22 protein-coding genes are annotated in these 22,064 nt (G+C 49.9%); 10 read left to right on the forward strand and 12 right to left on the reverse strand.

Annotated features, from left to right (window positions below):
• Nucleotides 1-41 precede the first annotated feature (41 nt).
• The 3 genes from QFX39_RS02715 to QFX39_RS02725 all read left to right on the forward strand — a co-directional run bounded on the left by QFX39_RS02715 (nucleotide 42) and on the right by QFX39_RS02725 (nucleotide 2,609).
• A complete protein-coding gene (locus tag QFX39_RS02715; protein ID WP_300477288.1) occupies nucleotides 42-977 on the forward strand; it encodes a hypothetical protein in 936 nt (311 codons plus the stop codon).
• Nucleotides 978-1,196: 219 nt separating this feature from the next.
• The gene (locus tag QFX39_RS02720; protein ID WP_300477289.1) at nucleotides 1,197-1,610 is read left to right on the forward strand and encodes a cysteine peptidase family C39 domain-containing protein; all 414 of its coding nucleotides are present in this window, start codon (nucleotides 1,197-1,199) and stop codon (nucleotides 1,608-1,610) included.
• A 168-nt stretch (nucleotides 1,611-1,778) separates the two neighbouring features.
• Nucleotides 1,779-2,609: a F420-dependent methylenetetrahydromethanopterin dehydrogenase gene (locus QFX39_RS02725; protein ID WP_300477290.1), complete on the forward strand. Its 831-nt coding sequence runs from the start codon at nucleotides 1,779-1,781 to the stop codon at nucleotides 2,607-2,609.
• A gap of 169 nt (nucleotides 2,610-2,778) precedes the next feature.
• Here the strand turns inward: QFX39_RS02725 and QFX39_RS02730 are convergent, their stop codons facing one another.
• The 9 genes from QFX39_RS02730 to QFX39_RS02770 form a co-directional block, all read right to left on the reverse strand.
• On the reverse strand, nucleotides 2,779-3,561 hold the full coding sequence (locus tag QFX39_RS02730; protein WP_300477291.1) for a class II glutamine amidotransferase: 783 nt from the start codon (nucleotides 3,559-3,561) through the stop codon (nucleotides 2,779-2,781).
• Nucleotides 3,562-3,793: 232 nt separating this feature from the next.
• A complete protein-coding gene (gene hisB, locus QFX39_RS02735) occupies nucleotides 3,794-4,369 on the reverse strand; it encodes an imidazoleglycerol-phosphate dehydratase HisB (RefSeq protein ID WP_300477293.1) in 576 nt (191 codons plus the stop codon).
• The gene (locus QFX39_RS02740) at nucleotides 4,335-4,565 is read right to left on the reverse strand and encodes a ferredoxin family protein (protein ID WP_300477295.1); all 231 of its coding nucleotides are present in this window, start codon (nucleotides 4,563-4,565) and stop codon (nucleotides 4,335-4,337) included. The genes hisB and QFX39_RS02740 overlap by 35 nt, the downstream gene beginning before the upstream one ends.
• 18 nt (nucleotides 4,566-4,583) lie before the next feature.
• A complete protein-coding gene (locus tag QFX39_RS02745; protein ID WP_300477296.1) occupies nucleotides 4,584-5,255 on the reverse strand; it encodes a TOBE domain-containing protein in 672 nt (223 codons plus the stop codon).
• 40 nt (nucleotides 5,256-5,295) lie between these two features.
• A complete protein-coding gene (locus tag QFX39_RS02750) occupies nucleotides 5,296-6,852 on the reverse strand; it encodes an oligosaccharide flippase family protein (RefSeq protein ID WP_300477297.1) in 1,557 nt (518 codons plus the stop codon).
• A 76-nt stretch (nucleotides 6,853-6,928) separates the two neighbouring features.
• Nucleotides 6,929-7,513, reverse strand: a complete 585-nt coding sequence (locus QFX39_RS02755) for a flavodoxin family protein (RefSeq protein ID WP_300477298.1) — start codon at nucleotides 7,511-7,513, stop codon at nucleotides 6,929-6,931.
• An 18-nt stretch (nucleotides 7,514-7,531) separates the two neighbouring features.
• A complete protein-coding gene (locus tag QFX39_RS02760) occupies nucleotides 7,532-8,752 on the reverse strand; it encodes a bifunctional 5,6,7,8-tetrahydromethanopterin hydro-lyase/3-hexulose-6-phosphate synthase (RefSeq protein WP_300477299.1) in 1,221 nt (406 codons plus the stop codon).
• A 12-nt stretch (nucleotides 8,753-8,764) separates the two neighbouring features.
• Complete coding sequence (locus QFX39_RS02765; protein ID WP_300477300.1) at nucleotides 8,765-9,061, reverse strand: hypothetical protein; 297 nt, start codon at nucleotides 9,059-9,061, stop codon at nucleotides 8,765-8,767.
• A 163-nt stretch (nucleotides 9,062-9,224) separates the two neighbouring features.
• On the reverse strand, nucleotides 9,225-10,511 hold the full coding sequence (locus QFX39_RS02770; RefSeq protein WP_300477301.1) for a TrpB-like pyridoxal phosphate-dependent enzyme: 1,287 nt from the start codon (nucleotides 10,509-10,511) through the stop codon (nucleotides 9,225-9,227).
• 147 nt (nucleotides 10,512-10,658) lie between these two features.
• Between QFX39_RS02770 and QFX39_RS02775 the strand changes: the two genes are divergently transcribed.
• From QFX39_RS02775 to QFX39_RS02805, 7 genes are all read left to right on the forward strand, one after another.
• Nucleotides 10,659-11,678 carry a DUF1786 domain-containing protein gene (locus QFX39_RS02775; RefSeq protein ID WP_300477302.1) on the forward strand — a complete coding sequence of 340 codons (1,020 nt, stop codon included), beginning with the start codon at nucleotides 10,659-10,661 and terminating at the stop codon, nucleotides 11,676-11,678.
• Between the two features lie 39 nt (nucleotides 11,679-11,717).
• Nucleotides 11,718-12,380, forward strand: coding sequence for a PHP domain-containing protein (locus tag QFX39_RS02780; RefSeq protein ID WP_300477309.1), 663 nt, complete (start codon nucleotides 11,718-11,720; stop codon nucleotides 12,378-12,380).
• A complete protein-coding gene (locus QFX39_RS02785; RefSeq protein ID WP_300477310.1) occupies nucleotides 12,370-13,161 on the forward strand; it encodes a DUF63 family protein in 792 nt (263 codons plus the stop codon). Before QFX39_RS02780 ends, QFX39_RS02785 begins: the two co-directional genes overlap by 11 nt.
• Nucleotides 13,162-13,309: 148 nt before the next feature.
• Nucleotides 13,310-14,827 carry a 2-isopropylmalate synthase gene (locus QFX39_RS02790; protein WP_300477312.1) on the forward strand — a complete coding sequence of 506 codons (1,518 nt, stop codon included), beginning with the start codon at nucleotides 13,310-13,312 and terminating at the stop codon, nucleotides 14,825-14,827.
• Between the two features lie 8 nt (nucleotides 14,828-14,835).
• A complete protein-coding gene (locus QFX39_RS02795) occupies nucleotides 14,836-16,023 on the forward strand; it encodes a nitrogenase component 1 (protein WP_300477314.1) in 1,188 nt (395 codons plus the stop codon).
• A gap of 79 nt (nucleotides 16,024-16,102) precedes the next feature.
• Entirely contained in the window at nucleotides 16,103-16,378 is a 276-nt protein-coding gene (gene albA, locus QFX39_RS02800; protein ID WP_013294904.1) for a DNA-binding protein Alba, read from the forward strand.
• Between the two features lie 364 nt (nucleotides 16,379-16,742).
• Nucleotides 16,743-18,629, forward strand: a complete 1,887-nt coding sequence (locus tag QFX39_RS02805; RefSeq protein ID WP_300477318.1) for a hypothetical protein — start codon at nucleotides 16,743-16,745, stop codon at nucleotides 18,627-18,629.
• A 57-nt stretch (nucleotides 18,630-18,686) separates the two neighbouring features.
• Here the strand turns inward: QFX39_RS02805 and QFX39_RS02810 are convergent, their stop codons facing one another.
• Genes QFX39_RS02810 through QFX39_RS02820 form a run of 3 tightly spaced genes read right to left on the reverse strand, consistent with a single transcriptional unit; the run spans nucleotide 18,687 to nucleotide 22,060 of the window.
• The gene (locus QFX39_RS02810; protein ID WP_300477320.1) at nucleotides 18,687-19,631 is read right to left on the reverse strand and encodes a pyridoxamine 5'-phosphate oxidase family protein; all 945 of its coding nucleotides are present in this window, start codon (nucleotides 19,629-19,631) and stop codon (nucleotides 18,687-18,689) included.
• A 34-nt stretch (nucleotides 19,632-19,665) separates the two neighbouring features.
• Nucleotides 19,666-20,874, reverse strand: a complete 1,209-nt coding sequence (locus QFX39_RS02815; RefSeq protein WP_300477322.1) for a PQQ-binding-like beta-propeller repeat protein — start codon at nucleotides 20,872-20,874, stop codon at nucleotides 19,666-19,668.
• Nucleotides 20,875-20,902: 28 nt separating this feature from the next.
• A complete protein-coding gene (locus QFX39_RS02820) occupies nucleotides 20,903-22,060 on the reverse strand; it encodes an ABC transporter permease (protein ID WP_300477324.1) in 1,158 nt (385 codons plus the stop codon).
• Nucleotides 22,061-22,064 lie beyond the last annotated feature (4 nt).

The raw sequence follows: 22,064 nt of genomic DNA on the forward strand, positions 1-22,064 counted from the left end.
CTGGACATGAATACCACTGCCTGTGTCATGGTGGGGGGGTGATGGATGTCCTGGGAGACCTCTGCCAGGAGTACTACTCCATGGGAACCAGCAGGAGCAGATCCGGGGGTAAGATGGAAATCGCATACCTCGTCCTGAGGGATATTGCAGTTACCTGGCGCCACCTTGGAAAAATAAACCCGGATCTTGTGCTCACATGCGGGAATGCAGGGGATGTGAGGAAGGCCATCGCAGCATCATATCTCAGGGGAAAGGGTGTCCTTCATATTGAACAGGACATTTACAATCCCATTGAAATGATAGCCTTTGCAGACATTGTAACGGCACCGTCCACCCGCTACAGGGATTACCTTGAGGATGAGTACCTCCTTGAGAATGTTGAGGTCATAGGTGGCTACCCCCAGGCCCTCTATGTGAGCCGCCTCCAGACTGAGGATCCAGGTATCGGGAATTACACTCTCCTGGTCCTTGGAGGCGACCTGCGAAGGGGGGATATACCTGACCTTATATCGAGAGCTGAAGCCCTCAGAAGACGCATTATAGTGGTACCCTTCCGCTTCAGTCCACATTATGTGAGGAGCTTAGTAGGTTCAGAGAATACCGAGGTCCTTGAGGGATTTGTTGATCTTCCATCCCTCATGGCCTACTCTGATCTTGTCATATACGGGGCAGGAATGGGCCTCACCATTGAGGCCGCCGTGCTGGGTGTTCCGGCAATTAAGCTCCGGGGTTTCCATGAGAGACACGCGAGCGTGGACCTTGCAGTTGAGGTGGGGATACCTGTGGTTGACTCTGCCAGCCTAGGTGAGGTGGCGGATGATGTGAAACCACCCGAGTCCTCAGGAATTGTAGGGGATGCTGAGATGGCCGTCAGAAAGTTGATAGGGCTCATTGATGATTTCCATGAAACTGCGGGTCCCAGGGGCGGATTGAGGTCTATGAAGCGCATCTGGGATGCCCGAAAAGGTTTCAGGTAGCTGATGGATACCTTCACGTCATTAATTCTTTGGGTAACCACTATTCCTGGTGATGATTAGGGCATTTGCTCGCTGTTCGTTCAACCTTTTTTCATTTGAAGCAAGACCAACGTGCGTTATATGAGCTCATGGGTTTCTGTTCCACCTCAATCATATACATTTATTAATAATAATTAATAATTTATTATGAATACTGGTATTAAAATGGAGGGTTTTGATATGAAATCGTCTCTGGGTGATGAGGTTATAGTGAGGCAGAGCAGCGGATACAGCTGCGGCCCGGCGGCACTTGCCACGGTTCTCAGAAACCTTGGAGTTCACTGCAGTGAGGCAGAACTGGCGGAGCTTGCAGGTACAGACGAATCAGGGACCACCATGTATGGACTGATACTCGCAGCAACCTCGAAGGGCTTGAGTGCAAGAGGGGTCAGGATGGAAATATCGGGTCTGAGAAGGAATCACATCGCATTTGTAAGGTACGGTGACACGGCACACTACACCGTTGTTCTCTCGGTTGATGATAGAAACATCACACTGGCTGACCCTGCCATGGGTAGGATCAGGATAAGGAGGGAGATCTTCTCAAAAATATTCACAGGCAATGTTCTTGTTGTTGAAAGGGAGGAGGATTAATAAACCTGATATTAAATTAAATGATTAAGATATTATCTATAATTTAAATTTTAATCATAATGACCCCAGAAAAGGTAAAAAGTATACTACTACTATAAAAGCTTAATCATAATCTTTAAATCATAAAATACTTAATAAGGCGCAAAATAATAAGATTCTGGTGATCTAATGGTTGTAAAAATTGGTATAATAAAATGTGGTAACATCGGGACCTCACCTGTGCTGGACCTGTTACTTGATGAGAGGGCAGACAGGCCAAACATAGATGTCTGTGTCGTGGGTTCAGGTGCAAAGATGAACCCCGATGAAATCGAGAGGGCAGTACCAACCATGCTTGAAATGGAGAGGGACTTTGTTATATTCATAAGCCCAAACCCTGGCGCACCTGGCCCTGCAAAGGCAAGGGAGATTCTATCAGAGGCTGATGTTCCAGCCATGATCATAGGTGACGCACCAGGCCTCAGGGTCAAGGATGAAATCGAGGAGCAGGGACTTGGATACATAATAGTAAAGGCCGACCCCATGATAGGGGCAAGAAGGGAGTTCCTGGACCCAACAGAGATGGCATCCTTCAACTCCGACGTTATAAAGGTCCTTGCATTCACAGGAGCATACAGGGTTGTGCAGAACACAATCGATGCAATGATTGCAGATGTTGAAGCCGGAAAGGCACCTGAACTTCCACAGGTGGTAATAGACACAGATAAGGCGGTTGAGGCAGCAGGCTACACCAACCCATATGCAAAGGCCAAGGCAATGGCTGCATATGAGATAGCAACCAAGGTGGCTGACATAGACGTCAGGGGCTGCTTCATGGTACAGGACCCTGACCAGTACATACCAATCGTTGCCTCAGCACACGAAATGATTTCTGCAGCTGCCAGACTTGCAGTTGAAGCAAGGGAAATCGAGAAGGCCAACGACACCGTGCTGAGAACACCACACGGTAAGGAAGGTGAAACACTGAGCAAGAAGGATCTTCTGGCCAAGCCAGAATAGATCTTCAACCACTTATTTTTTCTGATACATGAGCTTTCAATGGATTTAATTCTTGCCTTTGCAACGTTCCAGCATGGTTTATATTCCCGGATGCTTAATTTCATCGGTCCAGCGGCCCATATAAATAGATGGCATGGGGCCTGTTGAATGGGCTGTCGTTTACCGGTCGTCAGATGCTCTCCGCACTGAATCTGAAGATTAACTTCCCATCTCTGTAGACCCTCAATTCTCCTCGAAGGAAGGTCTCCCATTTTTCACTGGTCAGAGGTTTACTTGCGATTATGTAACCCTCCTGATCAGGTTTCTTCTCATGGGCGAGGTCTATCTGGTAATCGTCATCAAGGAGTTCAACGGGACCGTAGGGCGCTCTTCGATGCAACTGGTAGAGACCTTTGTACCCCTCCATGTCATGATAGGAGAAGAGGTGTTTACCGTCGGATAGGAGGCAGTTAAATATTCCATGCCTGTTTATTTCATTCAGGACGCTCCAGAGCCACTCGTAATCCTCGTCATCCCTGAATTTAACGCCCTCCTCACTGATGCGGTTCATGATGTGGCAGAATGCGATCTCGGAGTCAGTTGTCCCAACGGGCTTATACCTTCCACCCTCAGGGTTATCAATGTTGAGGGTGCCGTTGTGGGCGAACACATGGTCCCGTCCGTCCCATTCCCTCTGGAAGGGGTGGGTGTTCCTGTGGGACTTATCCCCGCTGCTTATCTTACGTATATGGGATATTATGATCCAGGAACCTATAGGTTCATAGTTCTCCAGGAACTGTGACAGCGGACTCTCCTTTGATGGGCAGGGCTCTTTGTAAACCTGTACCGATTCATCTGGATAGAAGGCCAGCCCCCAGCCATCTGGATTATCCTCTGACCTCATCCTGAAACCCCTCAGGGAAAAGGATGGTTTCACTTCCCGGTTAAAACAGAACCCCAGAAGTTCACACAAACCAATCACCCCCATTTTGTAATCAGATTCTTCCAGTGATGGATTGTGAGGCATACCGAGGTCAGTTCAGTCTTAAACGGCAGATCCATGATTGATTTAAGCGAGAACCTCTTAATAAATTGCATCAATTACGTAAAAACGCATATCTGAATGATATGGTGTTCTGGACTCCTATATGCGAAAATACTGTGATGAAATGACTTTAAGGCGCACGTTGCCATCCACAGATTCTCTACAATCTGCCCTTGGTGCTTGGAATCATATCGTGTTCAACCCGTACAGCGTCCCTGAGTGCCATTGCAAGTGCCTTGAAGAGTGCCTCGGCCTTATGGTGGTCGTTACTTCCCCTGACAGATGCATGGATGTTAATGGCAGCAGAAGCCGCAAATGACTCAAAGAAATGCCCTATGTTATCTGATGAGACATCCCCGATCTTATTAACACCGAAATCAAGTTCAAGTACCGTGTAGGGTCTTCCACCCAGGTCCAGTGCAACTGTGGCCAGGGACTCATCCATCGGGACCATCGCATGGGCCATCCTCCTTATACCCTTTCCATCACCAAGGGCCTCCCTGAGGGCCTCGCCCAGTGTCAGTGCAACATCCTCAACCGTGTGGTGGTCGTCCACCTCCAGATCTCCCCTTGCCTCCACCTCAAGGTCCATGAGCCCGTGACGGGCCAGCGATCCAAGCATGTGGTCAAGGAATCCAAGACCTGTATTCACATTTGACCTTCCACTGCCATCAAGGTTCAGATCAACCTTCACATGGGTTTCAAGGGTTTCCCGGGTCTTCAGACTTCTTCTCATAGTTATCATCCCTTATGATCCTTATGGCGCCTTCAGGACATTTACTTGCACATATCATGCACTGGTGGCAGAATTCAAGATTTGAGGCTCTGGCAGGTTTTCTCCTGTCTATGGTCCATATCCTGCCCCCCTTGGGACACGCCTCACGGCACTCACCGCATCCGGTGCATTTATCTGGATCCACAATTATCTTCAATTAAATCACCACCATCAGTCATATCTTAAGAACAGTAACAGCAACAGCCTTAAAACCAGCATATACATTGGATCCAGGGTTCAGTTTCATTTTACGTTGAGATTCACGTGTTATACGGGTCTTGAGTTTAATGTCCCCTGCATTGATCCTGACGGTCACAATGTCCCCTTCCAGTTCAAGGCCTGTAACAGTTCCTGGAATGGTGTTCCTCATGCTGGTATCGTACCTCTCACCCATGACCACAATGTCCTCAGGGTCAACGAGGAGTATGACCTCATCTCCAGGGGATAACCCCTCAACCACTGGCGCCTCCAGGAGGGAGTTTCCCACCCTTATTCTTGAACCATACCCTGAGATTTCCTCAACGGTTCCCCTGATTTCGTTACTGGAAATCTGCCTTTCGAGGGCCCTCTTTAATTTAAGATACTCAAGGATAACCCTGACGCCTGTTTCTGTGAGTCTGCTACCTCCACCACCCCCCTTTCCACCCCTTCTGGTTTCCACGACCTCTTCACCGAGGAGTTCCTCAATGTTCTTTATATAGGCAAGGGCGCTGCGGTAGGGGATACCCGCCTCCTCTGCTGCTTTGCTTATGGAACCCCTGCTCTGGATCAGCCTGAGAAGTCTGAACCTTCTCCCATCCATGGGGACTTCGGTTCCGTCAATGCTGATTCTGCAGCTGAAGCTCATTGTAGAACCTATGGATCTTGTTCTTTATATTCTTATGCCATCACCTTGCCCAGCGGTCCATGAGGTCAGCCACCCTGTTCATGGCTCCTGAGAGGGGGCCCATCCTTGATGCGGACTTCCTCAGAAGCCTCACGTCCCGCTTCTCAACACCCCCTATAAGGAGCAGGCCTGCACCGTAAACCAGGGGACTGAAGATTATTGCCAGAAGGAGCCCCATGATGGTCCGGGGAAGGAGCAGCATGAAGACCCCCATAACCCCTGATGCGAATCCTATCCTGAGAAGTGAGAGGCCCGGTGGCTTCACACCGGTTATCTCTGAGGTCTTCCAGAGGATGATGATCATTATGATAAGGGCTGCGATTGTTGTTGCAAGGGCTCCCCCCTCGATTCCAAGTAATGGTACGAGGGCAACGTTCAGTGCAAGGTTTATGACAGTCCCGGCAACCAGAACGTACATTGGAAGACGGGGGTAACCTATCCCCTGGGCGATACTTGATGATATCATGAAGAGGGTGTAGAAGCTCATCCCAACAACCAGTATGCTCAGGGCACCAGCACCGAAGATGAAGTTGCTCCCAAAGAGTAGTTCAAGGAGGGGCTCTGAGAAGACTGCTATGCCAACACACATGGGAAGCACAAGGAGAGTCACGACCCTGTATGACTGTACAATGTAGGTTTCAAGGAGCCTCCTGTCCTTCAGTGCGAAGGCCTCTGATGCCGCAGGAAGAACAGCGGTTGCCACAGAGAGGGATACTACAAGGGGAAGCCTTGCGATGGGATCAGCCGCGGTGTAGTATCCCACAGAGGTTGTTGCCATGAACACACCTATCACAAATACACTTATATCGTATATCGCCATCTCAGAGAGGGCGGTGATTATAACGGGGATGGAGAATGAGAGAAGCACTTTCACAAGCCCCAGCTCCTCCCTGATGGTCAGCCTCTTTTCTGGGGGAGCAGGTGGGAAGTAGCTGTTCATCAGCCTTTTGAATATCAGGATAGCTGATATGGCCGATGCAAGAAAACCCATGGCGGTACCCATAACCGCCCCTGCTGCATAGAAACCGGCCATCACAAGGACAACGGCGAGAATTATCATGAAAACCTGCTCAACCGCCCTTGTAATCACGACGTACTCCATCCGGTATATGCCCTGAAATGCGCCCCTGAAGGCCCCAACTATAACACTGAAGGGTGTTATGAGTGCAACAGCCTGCAGGGGGTACTGGGCGGCCGGTTTATGGAAGAACTGGTTTGCAAGCCAGGGTGCTGTGAAGAACATTACGAGGGAGAAAGTCAGACCAAGAAATATCATGACCTTCAGCGAGGTTACAACAACCTGCCTGGCCATCTCATCCTCCTTGAGGGCCCGGTGCTGGGCCACATACTTGGCTATTGCCGGCGGCAGACCCCCAGCGGCCAGTATCTGGAATATCCCCTGGAATGGGAGTGTCAGTCCCAGGAGTCCGTAGCCCTCGGGTCCAAGGAGACGTGTCATGAGAACCCGGTATATATATCCACCCACCCTGAAGAGGAGGTTGCCGATTATTATAAAGAAGCTGCCCTTTAAGAGTTTGGAGGTACCTGAAGATGCCATTGAATCACCGGAAAAATAAATCTGATAGCGCCTTAAATAAGCCTTTTGGTCGAAGTTGCAATGATAAAAAAATAGCTTATGGGGTCTGGGAATTCAGAAATCTCTTAAACATTTTGAGGGTTTTATCAAGGGTTTTAAACCCGTAGGAGTCCTCCTTAACGCCCTCGACGGTGTCCCTTGACCAGAGACACGCCCCCAGGTTTGCTCCGAAGGACCCCCCGCTTACTGGTATTACTCCGTTGAGGATGTAGAAGGTGTGTATCTGCATGAGGGCAGGTTCCTGCCCCCCGCACCTGTCGCCACCAACAGCTATGCCCATGCCCAACTTACCCCTCAGGGAGTCGTAGTCCTCTGCGCCAAGCGCCCGGCAGCGGTCCATTATGGCCTTCACCTGGGCGCTGACACCACCATTGTAGACAGGGGTTGCAATTATGATTCCCCGGGCCCCCCTAAGGAGGTCGTAGAGTGGGTACATGTCGTCCTTCAGCACACACTCCTTATTTCTGAGGCAGTAGTCACAGTGCCTGCAGGGTGAGATGCTCTTACCCCTAACGGTGAAGAACTCCGTTTCAAGTCCCTCATCCGCCAGTTTTTCAAGGGCCCTTTCAAGCACGTAATGGGTGGCCTGTTTCCTGGGGCTTCCACATATACCCACTATCATATGCAATCCCCTTATCGGCTAGATTGACTCGTCCTCGTCAAGGGGCAGTCTCATGGTGTCTGGGTCCTGGGGCATGTGCTCCAGGAAGTCCTCGGCGGCCCTCCTAACATCCCTTGAGCCGATTATGTACCTTCCAACCACTATTATGTCGGCGCCGCTATCAAGGGCCTCCTGCATCTTGGAGGGCGTTATACCGCCTGCAACGGCCACAAGACCCCTGGGGCCAAGTATATCCTTTATTTCCCTTATGTTGCCCCATTCGCTCATTTCACCAATTTCCTCTCCACGCTCTGCCCTGAGGGTTTCAAGGTCCACATTCCTGTGGAGGAGGACGATGTCCGGTTTGTATCTGAGGCCCCTGAGTTTATCAACGAAGTTTTCAACATTCATCATGTCCAGTATGGAGTATATGCCCTGTTTCTGGGCCTCGTGGATGGCCTTCTCAATGGACTCAACGGTTCCAAGACCTGATATGGCCACTGCATCAGCGGTCTCATCTGCGGCCATCTTAACCTCTATCCTGCCAACGTCAAGGGTTTTGAGGTCGGCTATTATGAATGCGTCCCTTCGAAGCTCCCTTATCCTGCTTACAACACCAACACCGAACTTCTTGACAAGGGGTGTTCCGGCCTCGAGGAGTATCCTTTCCCTGTTGGGGAGGGCGTCAATGATCCTCTCCATCTCCTCCATGCTGTCCAGGTCAAGGGCAACCTGCAGGTAGGGGGGATTCCAGAGTCTGACTGCTCTGAAGCCCATGATGGGGTGGCTTCCCCGGTCCTTTTCACTGAGGACCTTCCTTGCTGAGGGGTAGTTCTCCATGGCCCTTCTGAGGGCCAGTTTGGTTGCCCCGTAGTTGTACTGGTATATCTTGCGGTAGTCCTCTGCCTCTGGGTGTATGAATACACTTACAATTACCACGAGGTCCTCAACCTTTTCCTCGGGGATTATTCCCTCCTCAACTGCATCGGCAACTGCACGGGCAACTGCTGTCTGGGCTGGCCCGAAGACCTTATCGGCGTCCTCAAGGCAGCTCACCGTGACCTTGGGTACTATGAGGGTGGCGGGTTTTGTCATGAGGTTAGGCCTTATAACCGATAGAAGTGGTGTATGACCGAGGGAAAGGCTGGTGAGGCCATTTGCAAAGGCGGCCCCCGCGTTTCCCTCCTTATCACCTATGATGAGATCTATATGGGCGACTTCATTGCCGCTTCCTATTAGTGCTTCACCTATTCTGTACAATCTTGATCCTCCTTATGTGGTTTGATTTTGAGCCGGTGGTTCGGGTTCTTCAGGTGTCGTGGTGTTTCCTTCACCGGGCGTGATGGGTGTGATGTTTGTTCTGGTTTTATTCACGGTTTTTTTCGGGTTTTCAGTGCTGACCGGTGCAGGGGATTCATTTGCAAAACTCATATCTGTTGTTGCGTTGTCAGCCCAGTCCAGCTGGGTCACGTTCTGTTCATGGGCCCCCATGTACAGGGCAACATTGAAACCGACCATCAGTGCTATGATAAGGATCATGGCACCGATAACGATATTCCTGTAGTCCATCAGATCACCTTGATGAGATTGATATAAACTAATTTAGTGTAGGTGATGATGGTATTTATATGTATTGAAGAAGAAGATACGGGATTTTAATGGCTGAAATCCAGTGGAGTTCCAGGTATCATGGAGTTTCAGCCAGAAATCCCCATTAATTCATTCTGGACTCTCAGATTTTGCCCTCAAGATAGTCCCCGTAACCCTTGAGGTCAAGGAGCCCGTGGCCAGAGAAGCTTACAACTATTGTTTTCTCCTCACCGGTCTCTCTGCACTTTCTGGCCTCCTCCATGGCAACACTTATGGCGTGGCAGGTTTCCGGTGCAGGGACGACCCCTTCGGCCTTTGCAAATTTAACACCGCTCTCAAATATCTCATGCTGCGCCACGGCTCTGGCCTTGACGATGCCCTCCTTCACCAGGAGTGCAACCTGCGGTGACATTCCATGGTACCTCAGACCACCTGCGTGCACGGAGGGGGGTACAAAGTCGTGACCGAGTGTGTACATCTTGAGGAGTGGTGTCATACCTGCAGTGTCACCGAAGTCGTAACGGTATTCTCCCTGGGTGAGGGTCGGGCAGGATCTTGGTTCAGCTGCTATGAATTCACAGTCGAGTTTACCATCAATTTTATCCTTTATGAATGGGAAAACCGCCCCGCCAAAGTTGCTCCCCCCTCCAACACAGCCTATCATGATGTCAGGTGTTTCACCCGCTATTTCCAGCTGCTTCTGTGTTTCAAGACCTATCACGGTCTGGTGTAAGAGAACATGGTTGAGGACACTTCCCAGGGAGTAGTAAACGTTTTCATACTGGAGGGCCTCCTCCATGGCCTCTGATATGGCTATACCAAGGGAGCCCGGGTGTTCAGGGTCCTCACTGAGTATTTTCCTTCCGAATTCGGTATGGTCACTTGGTGATGGGACAACCTCGCCACCATAGAGCTGCATTATTGTTTTCCTGAAGGGCTTCTGGTTGAAGGAAACCCTGACCATGTAAACCTTGCACTGGAGGTCCATGAGTGAACATGCAAGGGAAAGGGCTGTTCCCCACTGGCCAGCACCAGTTTCTGTTGTGAGCCTTTCAGCGCCATCTTCACGGGCATAGTATGCCTGTGCTATGGCAGTATTCAATTTGTGGCTTCCTGTGGGTGAGTAATCCTCCCTCTTGTAGTATATCCTGGCGGGGGTGTCAAGCATCTCCTCAAGGCCCTTTGCCCTGAAAAGTGGGGTGGGCCTTCCGATCATCTTGTAGACATCTCTGACCTCACGGGGGATCTTTATCCAGCGCTCCATTGACATCTCCTGCTCAAGGACACCCCTTGAGAACACCCTTGGAAGGTTCTCTATGTTCTCTCCGCCCTCAGGGTTTCTGGGTTCTGGTAGTGGTGATGGCAGGTCCGGGTTGATGTTGTACCATTTTTTTGGTATTTCGTTTTCGTCAAGAACAATCTTGTTCATGGTATCACCTTAGATTTCATGATAAGGTCGTGTTATCATCAGCATTTACATGCATGATGTCTCTTTAAAGAACTATTTAAAACTTTACAGTACATATCTGTACATTTAGGAAACGGTTAATAAATGGGGGGAAGATATGATTCCCATATGAAGATACTTGCAGTTGATGTGGGTGCAGGGACCCAGGATATAATGTACCATGACACTGCGGTTGATAGAATTGAAAATTCCATAAAGATGGTAATGCCCTCACCCACAAGGATAATCGCAGAAAGGATCAGGGGAATCAGTGAGGACATCTTCATTCATGGCCAGACAATGGGTGGGGGACCCGTGAGCAGGGCCATAATGGAACACCTTGAGAGGGGCTACCGGGTTGTAATGACCCCCGAGGCAGCAAGGACCATCAGGGACGACCTTGAAAGGGTCAGGGCAATGGGGGTAGAGATATCAGACAGGGACCCTGGCCTGAGGAGGGTGAAGTTAGCGGATGTGGATCTCGGGGCCATAGCAGGGGCCCTGGGACACTTTGATGTTGAACTGGAGATTGACTTCCTGGGGGTGGCTGTTCAGGACCATGGTGCAGGTGGTGATATTGGTGATAGGAACTTCCGTTTCATGAAGATCAGGGAGAAACTCAGAGAACCATTGAAACCTCAGCAGTTCTCATACCTCGGCGACGTACCCGATTACTTCACAAGGATGAAATCCATTGAGGAGGCACTTGATTATCCTCTCCTTATGATGGACTCCAAGTTTGCCTCAATAGCAGGGGCACTCCTTGACCCCGCAGTGGACTCAGATGGGCCGCTGGTCGCTGTTGATGTGGGTAACGGCCACACGCTGGCAGCCAGCATACTGGATGGCAGGATACATGGGGTCATGGAGCACCACACAAAAATGCTGTCCCCTGAGAAACTTGAGGAACTCCTCCTTAAACTCGCCCATGGTGAGATAACCCACCGGGAGGTCCATGGCGACGGCGGTCATGGTGCCCATGTCCTCGGAGGGGTGGGTGAGCCTGAGGTGGTTGTTGCAACTGGTCCACAGAGGATTATTCTCGATGAAACATCCCTCAGTGTCCACCATGCTGCACCTGCAGGGGACGTCATGATGACAGGGCCCGTGGGGCTCATAGGGAGCATAGAATACAGGGTGATGCACTGATGGGTTCAGGGAACATGAGGGCAATTTTAAGGTGATTTCATGATAAGGATTGACCCCCACATACACACGGTATATTCAGGGGATGCAAGGGGAACGCCACGGGATGTGCTGAAGAGGGCCTCCCTTGTGGGCCTTGATGCAGTTGCGATTGCAGACCACAATACAATGAAGGGTTCCCGGATTGCAATGGGGGAATCAGCAGAGTTTGGGGTCACGGTGGTCCCTGCAGTGGAACTCAGCACATCCGCAGGGCACATAGTGGCACTGGGTGTGCAGGAGGAAATACAGAGGGGCCTCACCCCTGCAGAGACCCTGGATGAAATACACTCACAGGACGCACTTGCCATAATACCACACCCATTTGTCAGGTACAGACAGGGACTCTTTGTGAACGAGAGAAACCTCCGTGTTGATGCAGTTGAAACCCTCAACTCCCGCTACATAGTTGGTTACTCCAACTGGAGGGCAAGGAAATTCGCAAGAAAGAGGGGCATCCCTGAGATAGGTGCAAGCGACGCACACTTTGTGGAGGCCGTTGGAAGCTCACTCACGGTCGTGGAGTCTGAAAATACAGCTGACGATATAATTGGGGGTATAAGAAGGGGTAGAACCAGGCCAGAGGGAAGAAGGACACCCCTCCCCCTGATTTTGAGGGAAGTAATCAACAAAAAGCTCATAGGCAGGATTAGAAATGATATCTGAGCTTCAGAAGTTCCTGGAGAGCAACTTCTTCTACCTCCACCCTGGCTACACACCCCTCAACACGGTTGTTTTTGGCCTTGTACTCGGAGTTGCTGTTCTCATCATACTCAGAATGTTCAGGTGGCTTAAAAAGGACCCCAGGGAACTTCTGGTGCCACTGCTTCCCTTCATATTTCTGGGGTCAGGTGCAAGGGCCCTTGTTGATAATGGGATCTATCCACTCACCCATCTCCTTGTGACCCCAGGCATATACATCCTTGTGGGACTCACGGCAATAACAACGCTTCTCATCTCGGTTAAACTTGAGAAACTTTATGGATGGGATTACAGAAAGCTTGTATTTGTTACAGGGGCGGTTCTTTCCATACCAAACATCATAAGCATGCAGAAGATTAATCCAGTACCCTTTTTCTCTGTACTGGGGGTATTCCTGGCATCTGCAGTCCTTCTCTATATAATAGGTATTAAATGGGAACTTCTAAGGGACAGGATGAACCTCTACGTGGTATACGCGCACCTTTTTGATGCATCCTCAACCTACGTTGCCGTTGACCTCTATGGCTATGCTGAGCAGCATGTCCTGCCATCGGCATTCACTGCCCTGACTGGCACGGCCCTCGTGATGTTTCCCCTCAAGATAGCGGTCATATTGATGGCGCTCTATGCCATTGACAGGTACGTTGAGGACTCCGGGGATTCAGATCTACTTAAACTTGTGATATTCATACTTGGCCTTGCACCTGGCCTCAGGAACTTTCTGAGTCTCAGCATGGCGGTTTAAATATATCCATGACCCCTCGTCTCTTGGCATCAGAACCCCTCTTCTGACTTTTAAGTTATAACTTATAACTTATAAGTCTGATGTGTAAAAGCTTTTAATTGTGGCGGCATATAGATCATGATAAAAGGCCAGACCACGGGGAATTTAAATGTACATAGAAGAGGTTAAACCGGAAATGAAGCTACCTGAGACGGTTAGAATATTTGACACAACACTCAGGGACGGTGAGCAGACACCTGGAGTGGCGCTCACGGTGGATGAGAAGATATGCATAGCAAGGAAACTGGACTCCCTTGGAGTTGACACAATAGAGGCAGGGTTCCCTGCAGCCTCCCCAGGGGAGATGGACTCGGTAAGGAGGATAGTTGAACTGGGCCTTGATGCGAATACCTGTGGTTTGGCAAGGGTGCTCAGGGAGGACATAGACGCTGTTATTGACTGCGGCGCTGATTACATACACACCTTCATAGGGACCTCACCCCTCCACAGGAAGTACAAGCTCAAAATGTCCCCTGAGGAGATAATAGACAGGGCGGTATTCGGGGTGGAATATGCGGTTGAACATGGGCTCAGGGTGGAATTCTCTGCCGAGGACGCCACTAGGACAGAATTTGATTACCTTGTGGAGGTATACAGGGCCGCAGAGGATGCAGGGGCTGACATGATAAATGTCCCGGACACCGTTGGGGTGATGATACCCCGGGCCATGAACCACCTCATAAGGGGCCTCAGGGATGAGGTCAGGACGCCCATCAGCGTCCACTGCCACAATGACTTTGGACTGGCCGCTGCAAACTCCCTTGCAGCGGTTGAGGCAGGCGCATCACAGGTACATGCAACCATCAACGGGCTCGGTGAAAGGGCAGGAAATGCAGCCCTTGAGGAGGTTGTGATGGCCCTCATAACCCGCTATGACCTCCCCCTCACCATAAAGACAACGGAACTTGTGAACATCTCGGAATTCGTATCAAAGATAACAGGGGTAAGGATGCCCCCCAACAAGGCAATCGTGGGCGAAAACGCCTTTGCACACGAGGCTGGCATACACGTCCACGGGGTTCTTGAGAAGGCAGAGACCTATGAGCCCATAACACCTGAGATGGTTGGCCACAAGAGGAGGATAGTCCTCGGTAAACACACGGGGGCCAACGCCCTCAGATCAAAGCTTCAGGAATACGGCATAGATATGAATGAGGACCAGTTCTGCACCCTCTATGAACAGGTCAAAAGACTAGGGGATAAGGGTAAAAGGATCACTGACGCAGATCTTCGGGCAATGGCAGTCACGATCCTTGGAAAGGCAACAAGGGAGATTGTGAAGCTTGAGGGCATAGCGGTGATGACAGGTGAGAGTGTGATGCCAACGGCCACCGTGAAGCTGAGGATTGGAGATGAAATCAAGACAACATCAATGACCGGTGTGGGGCCTGTTGATGCGGCCATAAATGCCATACAGAGTCTTGTAAGTGAAACAGCAGATATAGAACTTGATGAGTACAACATAGAGGCAATAACAGGTGGTACAAACGCCCTTGCAGAGGTCTTCGTTGTCATGAGCGACGCCGACGGCAACAAGGCAACGGGAAGATCCACCAGGGAGGATATAGTGATGGCGAGTGTGGAGGCGGTCCTCGATGCCATCAACAAGATCCTGAGCCTCAAATAGGTGTGCTGATGGAGCCAGTATCAACATGTAAACTCTTCGGGGCTGTAAGGGCTGTTTCAGGCATCCGCAATGCCATACCGCTCATCCACGGTCCCAGGGGCTGCGCATACCACATTGGATACCTTCTGAAGGCAAGGGGAGGTAAAAGGATAAGGGTTCTATCAACAGAACTCACTGAATCAGACGTGGTATTCGGGGCCACCGATAAACTCAAAAAGGTCATAATTGACGCTGACAGAACCCTTAAACCGGAACTCATAGCTGTTATGAGCTCCTGTGCAACAAGCATAATAGGGGAGGATATAGGGAGGGCTGCAGAGGAGGTTAAGGGGGAACTTGATTCTAAAATCATAACCATCAGTGCAGGGGGTTTTGAGTCAAACCAGGGCGAAGGATACCTCGAGGTTATGATGGCACTCCTTGAGTCCATTGCAGGTGATGCGAAACCATCAGATGAGCCATCAATCAACATCATAGGTGAGTTCAGGGGCGGCCCCGACCTCAAACATATTGTGGATACCCTTGGCAGGATGGGTGTTTCTGTGAACTGTGTTCTCACATCCGGGAGCACAGTCGGTGATATTGAGGGGATTGCGTCCGCCCATCTGAACTATTCCTTCTGTGATGTATCAGGAATAGGGCCCTGCAGGTTTCTCGAGGAGAAATTTGGGATGCCCTTCATCCACCACCCCATTCCCCTGGGATTCTCAAACACACTGAGGTTCTATGAGGAGATACTTGACCACCTCAGCATTGATTACCCCCTCCAGGATGAAATCGGTGAATACGCTGAGGAAAGTGATCGCCTGAGATCGGAACTGGAGGGTGTGAGGGTCGGTATAGTTTCAGGGCCCACAAGGGCCGTGGCACTGGCCGGATTTGTAAGCGAACTTGGAATGAAACCCGCTGTTGTGGCAATGGACATGATCGGTGAGTACACACTTGAAAACCTCTCTGGAACTGGCGTGAGGTCGGAGGTCCTGGTGGGGGCTGACCTCTCTGAGCTGGAGGATACGCTTATCAGGAATGAACCTGAGGTCATACTCGGTGGAGTTGCAGAGACAGGGTTCTCAGAATCACTGGGGGCGCCCCTCATCGATGTTATGCATGGCTCTGCCCTCACTGCAGGGTTCAGGGGCGCATGTGTAACCGGTGGGAGGATACTCGAAGCTGTTAAGTCCAGGATGTGTTATTAAATTTTTTAATTAGCATATCACAAACTTTATATAATCAGGGGGTTCTATCTTTATTACAGACACTCTTGGAGGTTAAGTGATGTCAGAGGAGAATGTAGTATACATCGGAAACAAGCCTGTAATGAACTATGTTCTGGCCGTAGTGACTCAGATGAACGGTGGAACCAGTGAAGTGATCCTTAAAGCCCGTGGAAGAGCTATAAGCCGGGCTGTTGACGTTGCAGAGATTGTCAGGAACCGTTTCATACCAGACATACAGATAGAGAACATCGACATATGTACAGAGGAGATCATTGGTAACGAGGGAACCGCTACCAATGTTTCAGCGATAGAAATCCAGCTCAGAAAGGATTAGGGATATAAAAGATGGAAGCCACAGGTTTCCATTCTTTTATATTTTATATGCACTGAATTTTCAGGACATCTGCTCTTTATCAGTTATTCAGAACAGTCATTGCCTTCTCACTTAACCCCCCATACTTTATCAGAAATTAAGAAAGTTTTAATACTATTTTACTCAACAATTCAGTTTAATATCTCACTTTCATAGAATTGTAATAGTTTATTCACATATTCTGGAGATCATGATTATTTTTTCAAATTTTTTCAGTATTCTATCAAACTATTTATGGTAGCGTGTACATACAAAGAATCACTCCTCAAGAATTTATAATTGAGGGCACTGAAAAATTATTTTCCTGAAAAAGGAGGGGGGATGAATGAATAGGAAATTCAGGGCCTCCCGGTCAACTGGACCGGTAGGTCTTGGGCTGGTGGCACTTCTTTTAGTGTTAGTCCTAACAGGCACATCCTCTGCTGAAAGTGGAGGTCAGGCCGGGACAACACTCACAGCCAGTGTCACGGCAAACACAAGCTATGTGAGTGAATACACATGGCAGATCCACAAGAATGTCACACCCGACAGCTGGGACATCTTTAAGGGAGACTCAGCCACTTCAGAGTACACAGTAGGTGTTGAGAGGGAAGATCCTACAGATAGTGCATGGATTGAGGGCAACGTGACTGTACACAATGGTGGAGGTGTTTCTACAGAGAATCTCTCAGTTATACTGGAGCTGAGGGATGGTATACCACCACCAAATGACCTTATAGGGGTTTATCCACTGGATATATCATCGAATCCTGTTCTTGATCCAGGAGAAACGGGGACATACCCATACAGGATTTACCTCACCCCTGAACAGGTACACCCAGGGGGTAACTACAAGGTGACTGCGAATGTTACAATTACAAACCATTCCGGGCGCCTCGGAACACCCTTTGGACCGGCACCATCAGCAACGGCAACACTCCCTGCATCACCGGTGACGCTGAATGAGTGCATACATGTTGATGACACAAGTGGAGAGTCATGGCTCTTTAACGACTCAGGATCAGTTACATACACCAGGCGGTTTACCGGGGAAGGAACATACAACAACACGGCCACAATAAGGGAAACCGGTCAGAGTGCCAGTGCATCTGTCCGCGTTAACGTGTATGAGCTGATGGTCTCCAAGAATGCCACAACGTCCTACACTAGGACCTACACCTGGAACATCAGCAAGGAGGCCGACTTAACAGAGGTTACAGTGAACATGGGGGACACGGTAACGGTGAACTACACGGTGAACATTTCAGTTGATACAGGAACAGACAGTGACTGGATGGTGGGAGGCACCATCACAGTGTTCAACCCTGCACCCATTGCCGCTGTAATAAGCTCCGTCTCTGATACCGTATCACCAGGAGTTCTGATGAATTTAACCGGCGCAACGTTCCCATGTGTACTTGAACCAGGCGGTACACTTGTCCTCAACTACATGGGAAGTCTGCCTGATGGTTCTTCAAGGGCTAACACTGCAACGGTGGTTCAGCAGAACCATGACCACTACCTGGACAGTTCAGATATGGCTGGATCTACAGAGTACACCGCAATGGCTGATGTGGAATTCGGTGAACCTTCAGAACTTGTTGATGAATCTGTAACTGTATCCGACGACAGATGGGGCTACCTGGGAGTCATCAATGTGGGCAGTGACATAATGCCCGGAGAAACCTACACATTCAACTATTCTGTGGTCTATGGACCCTACAATGCACCTGGACTTTACACAGAGGTTAATGAGGCATCATTTGTAACATGTGATACCAGCACCGGGGGATCAGACTCATGGCTGGTTGATGTATATGTGAGGAGCCCTTACGGTACACTGACAATAGGCTACTGGAAGACACACGCCGGTTTCAATGGAAACAACCAGGATGCTGTAACACCACTCCTTGGCACGGGTTTATGGCTTGGAACTGCTGGTGGAGATAGGAGTGTACTTGCCACCACCGCTGAACAGGCTGTGAGAATCCTAAGCTTCAATGGCTCAGCATCCAATGGAATAAACAAGCTATATGCACAGCTACTTGCAGCAAAACTGAATATACTCAACGGAGCCTATGCTTCCCCACAGGTTCTCAGCGTGATTGCCCAGGCAGATGCTTTCCTAGCAACCCATGATGCGTCCAGCTGGAGCAGCCTCAGCAAAAAGGATCAGCAGAAGGTCCTTCAGTGGATGAGTATGCTGGATAAATACAACAATGGAATGCTCTAGGCATTCCATAAAACTTTTTTTAGAGTTTAGCATAATTCTAGGATTTCATAAAAATTTTTAGACCTTCTCTTTAAACCAGAGTACATGTTTTGCGGCTGCTGAGACCTCCCTGAACCTGCTGTTAAGGAACTCCACCTTATGGATTGAGATCCTTATGACGTTCATATCCACGGGGAGATTCCTCATGGCCTCAGTATCTAGGCCCCTTAGATTATAGATCCTTTCTGATTCCTCTTCATCCAGTATCTCCACGACACCGGTTATCTGCATCCCAGCCAGGTTGCTCATGGATGTGTAGTCCTCGTAAACTGCAACAGAGGCGTTACTGTTCTCAAGGATACCGGCGAATTTCTCCCCACCCTCACTGATCACGTATATGGACTCCCCGTCATACACGTATTCAAGGGGTGTTGCCCTTGGGCGGCTGTCATGGCAGGTTGCAAGGACACATGTGTTATGGGACCTCAGAAACTCATCAATGGATTCACGGAGTTCATTCTCATCAATGTCAGTCATAAGCGAGTCCCTGATCTCTTTAAGTTCAAGGGCAACCTCAATCACCTCTGAGATATCAAAGAGGTCATAATCCTTAATTTCAATTCCAGCAACCTCTGAGAACCTCCTGAGATCCTCAAGATCCCCATCAGAGAGTCTTTCAAGGATCATGCGGCCACCAAGTGTGGCTGAATGGACAGCGCCCCCAAGAAGTTTTTCAGCCTCACTGAGAGCCCTTCTACCATCATCCGGACTCAGGGAAACCGAGAAGATCGCAAAGGGTTTATCACGAAGCCAGGGATTTTTCTTTATAAAATCGGTTATCCTGTCGTGTAAACGGCCCCTGTAAACCCCTGAACCGATAACGAAGAAGTCAAATTCCCTGCCGTCTTCCGGAAACTCGCCTGTGGTGCAGCACCTTGAGGGCCCGAGTATTCTCCCGATGGCTGATGCAGCCTCCTCTGTGGAGCCGTAGGTGCTCTCATAGATTATGAGTGTCCTGAACATACTTCACCTTCAGCTTTTTAAATAAAATAAGGGTTTATTTCCTCACAACCCTTCTTATCACAGCACCAGCCCCTATGATGGCTATTATTATCACCGCCACATAGTATGCGAATGGTGAGGTGGGACCCTCCTTCTTCTTGGAGTCAAGGGCGTAGATGTAGCCGTTTTCGGTTGCAAAGTAGACGGTCTTGCCGTAGACTACGGGCGATGAACTTGCCGGTGAGCTGAAAAGGTAGTAACCCGGTGAGTAGCTCCACTCCTCCTTCCCTGTGTACTTGTTGAGGATGTGGAGTGTCCCGTCATCTGAGCCCACAGCCACCATGTTCTCGAAGAGGGCTGGCGCTGATCTCACGGCCCCACCTGTTTTGAATGACCATTTCAGGTTACCTGTCCTTGTGTCAAGTGAGGTCACGTTGCCATCATCGCATCCAGCAAAGAGGCTGTTCTCCTCTGTGTCAATGGCTGGTGTTGACCTGACCCTGTCACCGAGGCTGTACCTCCAGACCGCGCTTCCATCGGACTCTGATAGGGCATACATGTTCCCGTCATCTGACCCCACGTAGATGGTCCCGTTCCAGAAGGCAGGTGATGAGATGACCTGGTCACCGGTTGTGTAGCTCCACTTCTCCTTCCCGTCGGACTCTGATAGGGCATAGACATTACCATTGCATGATCCAAAGTAGACGGTTCCGTTCACCACAAGTGGTGATGATTTAACAGCCTCCCCGGCATAGAACTCCCACTTCTTTGACCCGTCATCTGCGTCAACTGCGTAGAGCCTGCAGTCATCTGACCCCACATATACGGTGCCTCCGCTAACTGCAGGGGATGACTCTATCCTGTTTCCTGTTTTAAATTTCCATTGGAGGTCACCGGTGTCTGTGTCTATGGCGTAGAGGTATCCGTCTCCTGAACCCACATAAAGGGTGCCGTTGACCACCGCAGGGGATGATACAACCGCACCGCCTGTCCGGTAGCTCCAGACAACTGAACCGGTCTCGAGGTTCACCGCATAAACCTTCCCATCGACTGAGCCGATGTAGGCCACCTTGTTGAATATTGCAGGTGATGACTTTATCCCGCCGATGGAGAGATACCATGTCCTTGCTGAGAAGTCACTTGGCTCCCCAGAGAAACCTGTGCGCTGCTGGCCCCCATGGAAGAGGGGCCAGTCTGCAGCTGATACAGGGCTTAAAACCATCCCAATGATTATAATCACTGCAATCAAACCTTTCCTTATCATATTACCACCTGAAATTTAGCCTTACCACCTAAATGTCCCTGTTAAACCTGGTAACCCCCATTGAAAAGAACAGGAGTGTGAATCCAAGAAGCACGGCCAGGTCAAGCCAGATGTCCCCGACACCCGCACCCTTCAGCATCACTGACCTAAGAGCGTCGTTGGCATAGGTGAGGGGCACCACGTAGGCCAGCTTCTGGAACACCCATGGCATGGTCTCGATGGGGTAGAAGACCCCTGATACGAACATCATGGGCATTGCAAAGGGCATAACCATCTGCATGTAGTCCTCCTGGGTCCCCACCCTCGCCGATATCATTATTCCGAATCCCACAAAGCACAGTGCTGTGAGTACAAGTAGAAGGACCGTAAGGAGCATGCTGCCGTTGATCTTTATTCCGAAGAGCAGTATGGCGACACAGAGCAGGAGGAATGCTCTTCCACTTTCTATAATCAGTTTTGATATTATTTTACCCCCAACAACTGTTGATACGCTTGTTGGGGTCATGAAGAGACGTGCGAGTTCTCCCCTCTCCCTTTCCCCTGCAATTGACTGTCCCATACCGAACATGCAGGAGAACATTATGGTCATTGCAAGTACCGCGGGCACCAGGAAATCCATGTACTTGACGTCGCCGTAGATTCTGTCAACCTGGAAGTTTATTGTGCTCACGATGCTCTGAAAGCCCGTCTCCCCGGGGGTTGAATTCTGTTTCTGAATGTTCACAGAGGGGCTCTGCATCTTCTGAACCGCAATTTCACCTGAAAGCCTGCTGAAAAGCGCCTGGGTTTCAGGTACGAGGGCCTGACTTGCCAGCTGGTCAGAGGAGTCAAGGTACATGACCACTGTTGGCTCGTCTGTGAGGTCATCATAGTTTGGGGGCAGTATTATTGCCGCCTTGACCTCCCCTGCATCCACCATGTCCCTTGCGGTTTCAGGGTCCTTCATGATATCCTTAATATCATAGAGGCTCATGTTCCTCATTGCAGCGACGGTCTGGTCTGTGAGGGGGCCGCTGCTCTGCTCAACTATAACCACCGGTATGTTCTCCAGTGTACCGCCCATACCGTAACCGAAGAGGGTTATCATGAGTATGGGGAACAGTATGATTGATATGAGGCGGGGTTTGTGCCTCCAGAGGACTATGAGGTCCTTCTTGAGCATCCACATTACCTTCTTCATTTCCATAACG

The organism is Methanothermobacter sp. (assembly GCF_030055425.1).
Classification (GTDB): Archaea; Methanobacteriota; Methanobacteria; order Methanobacteriales; family Methanothermobacteraceae; genus Methanothermobacter.